The organism is Limnohabitans sp. DM1, from assembly GCF_001269385.1.
GTDB lineage: Bacteria > Pseudomonadota > Gammaproteobacteria > Burkholderiales > Burkholderiaceae_C > Limnohabitans_A.
On sequence record NZ_CXOO01000027.1, the window covers coordinates 28,149 to 40,335 of the forward strand.

General features: G+C 55.3%; 9 protein-coding genes and 1 pseudogene. 7 read left to right on the forward strand and 3 right to left on the reverse strand.

What is annotated here, in order from left to right:
* Nucleotides 1-166 precede the first annotated feature (166 nt).
* The 4 genes from AMM33_RS11225 to AMM33_RS11240 all read left to right on the forward strand — a co-directional run bounded on the left by AMM33_RS11225 (nucleotide 167) and on the right by AMM33_RS11240 (nucleotide 5,492).
* Nucleotides 167-2,293 (forward strand): cytochrome c biogenesis protein ResB, encoded by a 2,127-nt coding sequence (locus tag AMM33_RS11225; RefSeq protein WP_090141514.1) that lies wholly within the window; start codon nucleotides 167-169, stop codon nucleotides 2,291-2,293.
* A complete protein-coding gene (gene ccsB / locus AMM33_RS11230) occupies nucleotides 2,290-3,600 on the forward strand; it encodes a c-type cytochrome biogenesis protein CcsB (RefSeq protein WP_090141371.1) in 1,311 nt (436 codons plus the stop codon). Before AMM33_RS11225 ends, ccsB begins: the two co-directional genes overlap by 4 nt.
* Nucleotides 3,601-3,775: 175 nt before the next feature.
* Complete coding sequence (locus tag AMM33_RS11235; protein ID WP_090141374.1) at nucleotides 3,776-4,228, forward strand: OsmC family protein; 453 nt, start codon at nucleotides 3,776-3,778, stop codon at nucleotides 4,226-4,228.
* Nucleotides 4,229-4,271: 43 nt separating this feature from the next.
* Complete coding sequence (locus tag AMM33_RS11240) at nucleotides 4,272-5,492, forward strand: ATP-binding protein (RefSeq protein ID WP_090141378.1); 1,221 nt, start codon at nucleotides 4,272-4,274, stop codon at nucleotides 5,490-5,492.
* 220 nt (nucleotides 5,493-5,712) lie between these two features.
* On the opposite strand, the gene coq7 is transcribed toward AMM33_RS11240, so the two are convergent.
* Nucleotides 5,713-6,339, reverse strand: a complete 627-nt coding sequence (gene coq7 / locus AMM33_RS11245; RefSeq protein WP_090141379.1) for a 2-polyprenyl-3-methyl-6-methoxy-1,4-benzoquinone monooxygenase — start codon at nucleotides 6,337-6,339, stop codon at nucleotides 5,713-5,715.
* Nucleotides 6,340-6,411: 72 nt separating this feature from the next.
* Nucleotides 6,412-6,597 (reverse strand): hypothetical protein, encoded by a 186-nt coding sequence (locus tag AMM33_RS21985; protein WP_194945401.1) that lies wholly within the window; start codon nucleotides 6,595-6,597, stop codon nucleotides 6,412-6,414.
* Between the two features lie 592 nt (nucleotides 6,598-7,189).
* Between AMM33_RS21985 and AMM33_RS11250 the strand changes: the two genes are divergently transcribed.
* Entirely contained in the window at nucleotides 7,190-8,269 is a 1,080-nt protein-coding gene (locus tag AMM33_RS11250) for a porin (RefSeq protein WP_090141380.1), read from the forward strand.
* A gap of 237 nt (nucleotides 8,270-8,506) precedes the next feature.
* Nucleotides 8,507-8,767: pseudogene (locus AMM33_RS11255) on the forward strand (transposase); the annotation flags it as partial.
* Between the two features lie 793 nt (nucleotides 8,768-9,560).
* Here AMM33_RS11255 and AMM33_RS11260 read toward each other — a convergent pair.
* Entirely contained in the window at nucleotides 9,561-10,709 is a 1,149-nt protein-coding gene (locus AMM33_RS11260; protein WP_090141385.1) for a porin, read from the reverse strand.
* A 75-nt stretch (nucleotides 10,710-10,784) separates the two neighbouring features.
* Between AMM33_RS11260 and AMM33_RS11265 the strand changes: the two genes are divergently transcribed.
* On the forward strand, nucleotides 10,785-12,110 hold the full coding sequence (locus AMM33_RS11265; RefSeq protein ID WP_228768082.1) for a site-specific integrase: 1,326 nt from the start codon (nucleotides 10,785-10,787) through the stop codon (nucleotides 12,108-12,110).
* Nucleotides 12,111-12,187 lie beyond the last annotated feature (77 nt).

Genomic DNA, 12,187 nt, shown 5'->3' on the forward strand with positions numbered 1-12,187 from the left:
TCTTCCGTGAAGTTTCAACTTGCTGAGCCACAATCGCAGGCTCTGCCAGCGAAATTTGAAAAAAAAGGCCGGTTCACCGGCCTTTTTTGTTTGGCGTGGGCTGCGCTTTCTAAAGCTGCGCTGCTTTTGTTTTGTTGCCTCTTTGCCTGTTTCCAGCCCCTTCATCATGACGTCTGTTGCCTCCAGCCCTGAATCCGAGCGCGGCGCTTCCCGTTGGCAAGCCCTGCTGGAGTTGTTGTCGTCCATGCGCTTTGCCATTTCACTGTTGACGGTCATCTGCATCGCTTCGGTCATTGGCACAGTGCTCAAGCAAAACGAGCCCACCAACAATTACATCAACCAGTTCGGCCCTTTCTGGGCCGAGGTGTTTGCCACCCTCAAGCTCAACACGGTCTACAGTGCCTGGTGGTTCTTGCTGATTTTGGCGTTTCTGGTCATCAGCACCAGCCTGTGCATTGCGCGCAACACGCCCAAAATCCTGGCCGACCTGAAGAACTACAAGGAAAACATCCGCGAGCAAAGCCTCAAGGCTTTTCACCACAAGGCCGAAGGTGCTTTGAACGAGGCCCCCGAAGCCGCTGCCCATCGCCTGGGCCAGTTGCTGGCCACGGGGGGCTGGAAAGTGAAATTGCAGTCCCGCAACACGCCACAAGGCACAGGCTGGATGCTGGCCGCCAAAGCGGGAGCGGCCAACAAGATCGGTTACATCGCGGCGCACTCGGCCATCGTGCTGGTGTGTGTGGGCGGTTTGCTCGACGGCGACCTGGCGGTGCGCGCCCAGATGTGGTTTGGTGGCAAAGAGATTTACAACGGCGGTGGCTTGATCGCCGATGTGCCTGCTCAGCACAGGCTGTCCGAGCGCAACCCGGCCTTCCGGGGCAATTTGCTGGTGGCCGAAGACACGGCCTCGGGCACGGCCATCCTGAACCAGTCCAACGGCATCTTGCTGCAGGACCTGCCCTTTGTCATTGAGCTGAAAAAGTTCATCGTCGAGTACTACTCGACCGGCATGCCCAAGCTCTTTGCCAGCGACATCATCATCCACGACAAGGCCACCGGCGAGAAGCGCGAAGCGCGGGTCGAGGTGAATCACCCGGCCAGCTTCAAGGGCATCAACATTTACCAGTCCAGCTTTGACGACGGTGGCTCCAGCGTCAAGTTGCAAGCCGTGCCCATGGCAGCAGCCACCAAGTCGTTTGAGGTGGAAGGCACCATTGGCGGCAGCACCGACCTGAGCAATGGCAACGAAAAAATGAGCCTGGAGTTCACCGGGCTGCGTGTGATCAACGTGGAAAACATGGGCGGTGGCGCAGGCCCCGAGGGCACGGCGGTGGACGTGCGCAAGGTCGATCTGCGCAGCTCGCTGGAGGCGCGACTGGGCGCAGGTCACAAAACCACCCAGACCAAAGAGTTACGCAACGTGGGCCCGAGCGTGAGCTACAAGCTGCGCGATGCGGCCGGTCAGGCGCGTGAGTACAACAACTACATGTTGCCTGTGGACGCGGGTGACGGCGTGCCGGTGTTCTTGCTGGGCATGCGCGAGACGCCCAGCGAGTCCTACCGCTACCTGCGCCCCCCGGCCGACGAGAACGGCGAGTTGACCGGCTTCATACGCCTGCGCGCCGCCCTGGAGACCCCTGCGCTGCGCGAGCGTGCGGTGCAGCGTTATGCCCGCAAAGCAGTCGACCCGCAGCGGCCCGAGTTGACACAGCAGCTGGCCGATTCTGCTGCGCGTGCTTTGGGTTTGTTTGCCGGGCTGGAGCAGGTGCAGGGTAAATCGGCATCGGGCTTGCAGGCTTTGGCTGACTTTTTGGAAGCCAATGTGCCCGAGTCCGAGCGCCCCCGCGCAGGCGAAATGTTTGTGCGCATCTTGAACGGCACCTTGCTGGAGCTGGACACCGTGGCCCGTGAGCAAGCGGGTGCCAAGCCTTTGCCTGCCGACAAGGTGCAGGGCTTCATGTCACAGGCGGTGCTGGCCCTGTCCGACGCGCCGTTTTACCCCGCACCTATGACGTTTTTGCTGAAAGACTTCAAGCAGGTGCAAGCCAGCGTGTTCCAGGTGGCCCGGGCGCCGGGGCAGTCCGTCGTGTACCTGGGCTGTGCCCTTTTGATCCTGGGTATTTTTGCAATGCTGTATGTTCGTGACCGCCGTTTGTGGGTCTGGCTTTCGCCTCAGGGTGAGGGCGCACAAGCCACGGTGGCTTTGTCGTCCAACCGCAAGACCATGGACGTAGATCGTGAATTTGAACAATTGACTGCCCGTTTGCTGGGCCGCTCCGAGAAAACACCATGACCACTGTGACTTTGAATCCGGGCTATTTTTCCCGCCGCTCGGCATTGGACTGGGGCTTTGCCCTGCTGGCGCTCTTGGGCACGGTGTTCGCCTTCATCCGCTACCAGCACGCCATGGATGTGTACGAGCAAGGCATTTTGGTGGGCACTTTGCCGGCCGTCATCTGGCTGGGCTGGTTCTGGCGACCACTGCGTACCCTGATGCTGGTGGTTGCGGGCTTGTCGCTCTTGGCCATTTACCTTTACCAGGGTGATCTGGCACGGTCCGAGCAGGTGTTTTTGCTCAAATATTTCCTGTCCAGCCAGTCGGCCATCCTGTGGATGAGCATGCTGTTTTTCATCAGCACCATCTTTTACTGGGCGGGCATGTTCATCCGAGGTCAAGCAGACGCGATGGAGTCTTTGGGCTCGCGCATGGCTTGGGTGGCGGTGGGTTTGGCCCTGATTGGCACCTTGGTGCGCTGGTATGAAAGTCACCAGTTGGGACCTGACATTGGCCACATCCCGGTGAGCAACCTGTACGAAGTCTTCGTCATGTTCTGCTGGATGACGGCGGCCTTCTATCTGTATTACGAAGCCCACTATAAAACTCGCGCTTTGGGGGCGTTTGTGATGCTGGTGGTCAGTGCGGCTGTGGGCTTTTTGCTCTGGTACACGCTGGTGCGCGAAGCGCACGAAATCCAGCCGCTGGTGCCTGCCCTGAAAAGCTGGTGGATGAAGATTCATGTGCCGGCCAACTTCATTGGGTATGGCACCTTTGCCTTGGCCGCCATGGTGGCCTTTGCCTACCTGATCAAGCAAACCGCTGGCGAGACACGCTGGTACAAGCTGGCACCCTTGTGGCTGCTGGGCATTGTGCTGTGCTTTGAGCCCGTGGTGTTCCGCCAATCCGCCAACGACCAGACCAGCAGCTACTGGATGGTTTACTTTGGGGTGTCCGCCTTCATCGTGGCCGGCATTTTGTTGGGCCGCCGACGCATTGCCGAGCGTTTGCCCTCGTTCGAAATCCTGGACGATGTGATGTACAAATCCATCGCCGTGGGTTTTGCCTTCTTCACCATCGCCACCGTGCTGGGCGCCCTGTGGGCGGCCGAAGCCTGGGGCGGCTACTGGAGCTGGGACCCCAAGGAAACCTGGGCCCTGATCGTCTGGTTGAACTACGCCGCCTGGCTGCACATGCGCCTCATGAAGGGCTTGCGCGGCACCGTGGCCGCTTGGTGGGCGCTGGTGGGCTTGGGCATCACGACCTTCGCCTTCCTGGGGGTCAACATGTTCCTGAGCGGATTGCACAGCTACGGCACGCTCTGAACCTTGTTCCTCTGCTGGCATCGCCCCGGTGGGCGTTATTGGTAGGTCGGCGGATTCAGCCCCGACTTGGGGCCTGAATCAAAGCCAGCAATGTCCACAGGCACCAGACATTGCGCTTGGCATTACCATAGCGTCCCATTTTCATCACACACCTCTACACACTGGGAATCTCAGCATGGAATGCACAGTCACCTGGACCGGCGCTGCCGGTACCCGCTCGGGCATGGGCTTTTTGGCCGAAACAGGCTCAGGCCACATGATCGCCATGGACGGCGCGCCCGATGCCGTCAAGCCTGAAAACGGCGGCCAAAACCTGGCACCCCGCCCCATGGAAACCTTGCTCGCTGGCACGGGCGGCTGCACCGCTTATGACGTGGTTCTCATCTTGAAACGTGGCCGTCACGACGTGCGCGGTTGCAGCGTCAAGCTCAGCAGCGAACGTGCCGAAGTCGACCCCAAGGTGTTCACCAAAATCAATATGCACTTCACCGTGACGGGCAAAGCCATTCCCGCCAACGCCGTGGAGCGCGCCATTGCCATGAGCCACGAGAAATACTGCTCGGCCAGCATCATGCTGGGCAAAACGGCAGAGATCACGACCAGTTTTGATATGGTCGAAGCGGCTTAAAACCTTGAAAAAATGGAATTGCTTTCCATAAATTCAGGAAATCATGCGCCTTCGCACACTCAGCCAAACCATACACACGATCAGTCAGAGTTTTCCGGTGCTGATGGTCACGGGTGCCCGCCAGGTGGGCAAAACCACTTTGTTGGACATGTGCAGCGAAGGCACAAGATCCTATGTCACGTTGGACGATCTGGAAATGCGCCGTTTGGCTCAGCAAGATCCGGCGCTTTTTCTGCAAACGTGGCCCGCACCTGTGACGATTGATGAAGTTCAGCACGCGCCACAACTCTTCAGCGCCATCAAAATGGTGGTGGACAGAGACCCCAGGAACGGCTTGTTTTGGCTCACTGGCTCTCAAAAATTTCAGCTGTTGCAAGGCCTGACAGAGAGCCTTGCGGGCAGGGTGGCCATTGCGGATTTGCTCGGTTTGTCTCAGGCCGAGCAACAAGACCGGGCCCTTCAATCGCTGCCTTTTGTGCCAACGTCAGATTGGATGGCTCATGCGCGCAGCGCGGCCAAAGACATGCCCCTGAAGGCGCTGTATGAGCAAATCTGGATGGGCTCTTATCCGCGCTTGCTGAGGCAAGGCCCTCAAAGCCGCGATGTCTTTTACCGCTCTTACGTTCAAACCTATATTCAGCGTGATGTGCGCGATCTACTCAAAGTTTCTGATCCCCTGAGTTTCCATCGTTTTTTAAGTGTGGTGGCCGCCAGAACCGGGCAACTGCTCAACTATGCCCATCTGGCCAATGAAGTAGACATCGACACCAAAACAGCCAAGGCCTGGTTGTCAGTGCTCGAAGCGTCGGGTCTGGTGTATTTGCTGCAGCCTTATCACCGCAATTTGACCAAGCGAATGATCAAGTCGCCCAAGCTGTATTTCCTGGACACAGGTTTAGCTGCTTATTTGACGAAATGGGGCTCCCCCGAGGCGCTGGAAGCAGGCAGCATGTCCGGCGCGATCCTGGAGACTTGGGCGGTCACCGAAATCCTCAAAAGCTATTGGCACAACGGAAAAGAGGCACCCATTTACTTTTACAGGGACACAGAACAAAAAGAAATTGACCTGCTCATTGAGGTCAATGATGTGATGTATCCCGTAGAAATCAAGAAAACTGCAGCGCCCTCTGCTCAAATTGGTAAAGCATTTTCGGTCGCCGAGAATTTGGGCAAAACCATAGGGCATGGCGCCGTGCTCTGCTTTACGCCGCGAGATGTGCCCTTGTCAGCCACTGTGACCGCCATTCCCTTGGCTTATTTGTGAGTCGGTAGCGCTCATGTTATTGATCCGGCCCTGTGAAGTTTGCAGGGTGACTTCAATCTTGCACCTTGTGGGAGCTAGCCCTGCTGGCGATCAGACGCTTGTGCACCACAAGCTTTTCGCTTGGCTGGCAAGCTCCCACAAAATCCTCCCAACGGGCAACACACGGCTCAGACTTCATCGGGCCGAATCTATAGCCAATGACGGCAATCCAGCCCCGCCATCAAACCCGGTGCGCTACCGTCGTCATCACCTTGGCGGCTGCCTTCATCAGGGCTTTAACGGGAGCGGGTAGCTCGACAGCCCCAGCTTTTTGCGCCATCTGGGCGTGAGAAATTTCGTCCGTTTTCATTTGCGTCACGATGGCCCTTGAGGCCGCATCGGCCGCTGGCAGGCGGTCCATGTGGCTTTGCAGGTGGGCTTCCACTTGCCGCTCGGTTTCAACCACAAAGCCCAGACTGACTCGGTCTCCGCCCAACTTGCCAGCTGCATAACCAATGGCAAAAGCCCCGGCATACCAAAGCGGGTTCAGCAGGGAAGGGCGGTCTTTCAATTCATTCAAGCGCTGCTGCGTCCAGGCCAGATGATCGGTCTCTTCGCGGCTGGCCTCTGCCAGTTGCGCTCGCAAGGTGGAGCTCTTGCAGGCCAGCGCCTGGCCGGTGTAAAGCGCTTGGGCGCAGACCTCACCCACATGGTTCACCCGCATCAGGGCCGCTGCCTCGCGCCGATCGGGCTCGCTCAGCATCGCCTCAGGGGCTGTGGCCGTGGGCGTCGGGCGACTGGCACGGGGCTCGGCCCACAAGGTGCGCAAAGCACTGTCAGCGGCCAGGATCAAAGCATTCATTGTCATGGGAGGAGTTTAAAGGGTCAGACCTCATGCGATGGTGTGGTCCCAGACCGTACACATGAGCAAAACCCAAATTTAAGCAGTCCGCACCTTTGCCAGCGGCAAGAACAGCCAGCGCGATGACTCAGGCAGAGCCAACAACCGATGGTGCAAATAAAAAGCTTTTGCAGCCTCGCCCTTGGCCGCTAGCACCAAGGCATCCGCTGCGTTCTTTGCGAATGATGCACGGTTTAATACATCAGCCAACGGTGCGCCGCTCAAACCTTGTCCTTGTCATGATTGATCGCCGCCGCCCGCCGCGATAGACCCAAGCACACCACCACCGATCGCCCCGAGGGCGTGGCTCTTACCCACGTTCAAAGATGAATAACGCCCACACTCAACCCTGGCTCAGTGGATGGGTGAAGCGCACGGCTGAAATTCACACGCAAACGCATGGCCACTGGGTGGGCGCTTGTCCTACAAGTGATCAGGGTCCAAAAACCTGAACCACCGATTCAGGGCGCAATGGCAAAACGCCCAACGATCGTTTTGAACAAGTTGGAAGAAACGGTTGGGATGAAAATGAATCAAATGGCAAACGTTTCAAGGGTTTGAAGGTTTAAAACCGTGCTTAAGTTGTTGATTTAAGTGATTAAAATAGTAAATTCGTTGTTACCCATAAGGGTAAAACCTCAGTCATGTTGCACGATTGCAACGGAAAGCCCTTTTCTTTTTCAAAAACCTTGGAGAAGGCCAATTGCTCTGGTGCAATACACGCAACCTTCCGGATTTGGAGGTTGGCTCAGGGTTCTGAGAGGTGATAAACACCCAAGGAATTCCGAGCCCTTGTTTAACCTTGGAGAAACTTGCAATGAAAAAATCTCTGATTGCTCTGGCTGCTGTGGCCGCCACAACAGCTTTCGCACAATCTTCTGTGACCATCTCTGGTCAGTTGGATGCTGGTTTCAGCTCGATCAAAGCGGGTGATGACTCAACTGCCAACACCATGAACACCGGTATCCACGGTGCTTCGCGTCTGCGTTTCGTCGGCGTGGAAGACTTGGGCGGCGGCAACAAAGCCAACTTCTGGCTGGAAATGCAACCTAACCTCCAAACTGGTGCAACATCAGCTGACTTGTTCAACCGTGGCGCATGGTTGGGTGCTTCCGGTGGCTGGGGCGAATTGCGTTTGGGCCGTCAAGGCACCAACACCATCGGCGCAATTTGCACGATTGATCAGCACGGCTGCTACTCCGGCTTCTACGGCGGCGGCATCTTGTTTAGCGGACAAGCTGCTCCAGGCGTCACTGGTGCTGGCTGGATGTTGGCTAACCCCACACGCGGTGGCACTCAAGCGGCTTCGACGGTTGGCGCTTCTGCTGACTCCACACGTTACGTGAAAGCCATTCGTTACAGCCTGCCAACATTGGTGCAAGGTCTGTCGGTCAACGCTACTCAAGCTTTTGGCACTACAGCTACAGCTACAGCAGGTGCCGCAGGCAACAGCATGGGTTTTGACGCCACCTACGCAAACGGCCCTCTGGCTGTGGTGTTTGCTTACCAAAAAGCTGACGCAGATGCTGGCAAAGACCAAACCGGCAAGTTGACCACTCTCGGTGCAACTTATGATCTGGGCATGGCCAAACTGGGTGCTGGCTTGCAGCAAGAAACTGCAGCAGGTACAGCAGTTGCATTCACAAAGGGTGAGTCTTACGCTCTGACCGCCACTGTGCCTATGGGCGCTTTGACACCTTACATCAAGTTCGGTGAGCACAAGTACTCCGGTGGTACCTTGGGTAGCGTGACCAATGCCAAGATTGCTAACGTTGGTGTGCGTTACGCTCTGAGCAAGCGTAGCTTGGTGTATGCAGACTACGTCAACAACTCTGCTGGTGTGACTGGTGCTGCACAGAAGTCCATGACTTCTATTGGCCTGCAACACAGCTTCTGATTTGATGCTGACACAAGTCAGCTGAAAAAAATAGAAAAAGAAACCCACCGTGGCAACACGGTGGGTTTTTTTATACGCGAAGCCAAGCCCAACGGAGGTCGGTACTCGAAGGGTCCGACCATTGCCTACTCAGGCATTGAAGTCTGCATCAGGTCTGAAGTGGACCCCGAATTTGGGACAAGTGTTGAAGTGCGACACTGTCTAAAGAAATGGGTGACCAATGACTGAAACAAAAAAATGCGCAGGCTTCATTCACCCGAGCTCTCGGCCAAGGTGGGACTGGATGCGCTTGGTGGCATGAAGACCATCAACCCAATCGCCCAAGAGAACGATGTCCATACCATGCAGGTTCGCCAATGGAAACGCGACATCCAAGACCAGGCCAAAAGTCTGTTTGAAGGCAAGCGTGGGATACAACCGGTATCTGCCGAGAGTGCGCAGGTGCGGCTTTACGGTGAGATCGGGCGCTTAAAGATGGAGCTGGACTGGCTCAAAAAAAGTCCGTGATCTGCCTTGCCTGTATAGGCGCCCATGCCGATGTAGTGCATAAGCGCGAGTGCGAACTCGCTGGCGTGTCGCGCATGACGGTCTGCGTCAAGCGCTATCACTGTTCACCACATAGGAGTCACCCCGTTTTCGGCTTATACGCGCCATTGCGTTTTCGGCACATAGGAGCCAGCCAGGGGCGCTCAGCAGACATCTCGAACGCGTCGAACTGTCGTGAATAATTGGGATCTGACCCCAATTCAATTGGGATCGGACCCCAATTCACTGATGCGGCGAACGCATTAGGTCCATTAGGCCTTTGCGATTCAAAGCCATCTATAGATTCGGCCGATGAAGTCTGGGCCGTGTGTTGCCCGTTGGGAGGATTTTGTGGGAGCTTGCCCTGCAAGCGAAAAGCCTGTGGTCCATGTAATTGTGGTCAGATCCAACTTGTCACTGCATCTGTTTCAACACAGTTTGTTGGGGACAGCCCACACCATCATCGAGCACCCGCAGCAATTGCCGCTCACAGAGAGACGTACTGCGTTCGCTGTGTCAATTGTCACCACATAGAGGTCCAATAAGGTCCTTAATTGGGATCTGACCCCAATTACCCTTACCCCAATTACCCCAATCACCCCACGCCCGGTCACCTTCACTCAGTTGCGCAACACTCAAGCTCACTGTGAACAGCTCGCAGAGGGACTTGCACCCACAGGTGTGCGCCCACCAAAAAAAACCCACCGTGTTCCCACGGTGGGTTTTAAGCATTTCAAATCTTCAGCTGACTTGAGCCAGCGTCAAATCAGAAGCTGTGCTGCAGACCCAAAGAAGTCATGCTCTTGATGCTTGGAGCAGCTGTTGCTGTTTGTGCGTTAAACAGGAAGTCTTCTTTCTTGACACCGTTGTTTACGTAGTCAACATAGACCAGAGTGCGCTTGCTCAGTGCGTAGCGAGCACCAATATTGGCGACTTTAGCCGATGTAAAAGTGGAGTTATCACCCATAGTGTACTTGCGCTGACCATACTTGACGTAAGGTGTCAGTGCACCCATAGGCACAGTCACAGTCATGCCGAATGCCACTGCATCTTTGAACAGTGCGTTGTCCGTAGCTTTTTCTTTCTGGTAGCCCAGACCCACCTTGGCAACCGTCAGGTCGTAAGTGCCACCGATAGTCATCAAGTCACCGCTTGGCTTCGCTGCACTACCAGCAGCAGTGTATTCGGCTTGAGCTTTTTGATATGCACCCACCACAGTCAAAGGACCAGCAGTGTAAGCACCATCAAAGCCATAGGTGTTGCCATTGGTACCGCCTTGGCCGATTAAAACGTTACTCTGTCCGAAAGCATAAGCAGCATTCAAAGACAAACCAGCCACAAATGTAGGCAATGTGTAGCGAACTTGGTTGATATAACGTGTGGAGTCACCAGCTGTCGACGTGGCTTGCGAAAGTGCACCAGTGTTGGTAGCTTGGCCTTTAGCGGCAGCTACAGTTGTGATACCAGGTGTTGGGTTAGCCGCAAACAAAGAAGCACCCATAGCACCAGGTGCTGCTTGACCGCTGAACAACAGACCACCGCCGTAGAAGCCAGAGTAGCAACCATGCTGGTCGATCGTGCAAATTGCGCCGATGGTGTTGGAGCCTTGACGGCCAGCACGGATCTCACCGAAACCGCCCTTCAGGCCAGCCCAGGCGCCACGGTTGAACAAGTTGGCGCTGGTGCTACCGTCAGCCAAGTTGGGTTGCATTTCCAGACGCCAGTTAGCAGACATACCGCCGCCCAAGTCTTCAGTACCAGTGAACCAGACGCGGGAAGCGCCGTGGATACCGGAACCCAGGTTGGACACCGACTTGTCGTTTGCGTAGCTGATAGATTGAAGGCCAACGTCCAATTGACCGCCAATGGTGACAGAAGATTGAGCGAATGCACCAGTGGCTGCCAATGTAGCCAGAGCAGCTACATTGGATTGCGATTATTAGTGCTTTCCCGTACAGATTAATCAAACAGTCTGTAGAAGACTAGCCGTATGACCTCAACCTATATCAATGCTTGCAATCTCATTGGCTTGCAAGAGTTTTTAAGTAATCCCCAGCTTATTGTGGACGCTTGCGGCGCATCTTCATTGCTGGTTTTGAATGAGAACAAGCCCGCTTTTTATGTGTTGAACATTCAAAGTTGGAATGACATCAGCTGCCAATTGGGCAATGTCAAAGTCCAGGGTTTTGAAATGCCTGGCGTCCAACAAACAGCCTTACACATACCCGACGTACACCCCGTCAAACCAAGGTCTGCACCCGTGGTTGAACGGGTCTCTGATCAGCGTGCCTTTGAAAAAAAGAACAATTTCACAGCGCTGGCTGAAACGCTGCTCGATTTGGAGTGGGAGCGCGTTGCGCGCAAAGAATTGAGCGCGTCTTCGGTAGGCATTCAGAAGAACAGGCTCGATGCCCATGTGTTGCCATTTTTCAGATACGTGCCACCCACTCAAGTGACCCACGTCGATTTGGACGGGTTTGTGTCGCGATTGACAAAGCATGGATTGAGTTCCACCACCATTTCCCAATATTTTGTGTTGGTTCGAAAGTTGCTCAAATTGGCCACGCGCCTGGGGCTTTTAAAAGAAGTCCCCGAGTTCCCAAAAATCAAAGTGGTCACGCAACCTCGGTCGTCACTGTCGCTGCAGGAGTACAGCAAACTCGCCCGAACCGCGTTGAAGATGTCTCGATCCAAAATGGTGTCGCCAGAACTCAAATCAACTGACGGTCAAAGAGAGCGGTTTTGGGTGGCAAGCCGAAACCGTTTGTTGGCGCCTGACATGTTTTGGGCTATTCGTTTCATGGCCAATAGTTTTGTCAGGCCAGGCGACCTACGGCAGCTCAAGCACAAGCATGTGACGGTCGTGCGTGGTCAAAATGTTTATTTGCGGATGAACTTGCCCGAAACCAAAAAACACGACAAACCGATAGTGACGATGCAAGCCTCTGTGCAGGTGTACGAGTCGCTTCTTCGGTATCAAACAACACAGGGCTTTGGCGGACCTGAGGACTACCTGTTTTTGCCTGCAGAAAATGACCGCGACTATGCCTTGGCGGTGCTGGGGTTTTGGTTCAAATGGGTTATGCGTGAGGCCGGTTTGGCCAACACCGATGAGAAGAACCGCCCCAAAACACTGTATTGCTTAAGGCACACGTCGATCATGTTCAGGTTGCTCTACGGTCAAGGTATCGACATGCTGACTTTGGCACGCAATGCCAGAACATCGGTGCAAATGATTGAACGCTTTTATGCCTCATCGTTGGCAGGTGAGATGAATGTGGCCATGATCCAAAGCAGGCGTCCCGGAAAAGGGTAAGCGTTAATTGGGATCTGACCCCAATTAAAAGCACACAAGCGTCTGATCGCCAGCAGGGCTAGCGCCCACAAGGTGCA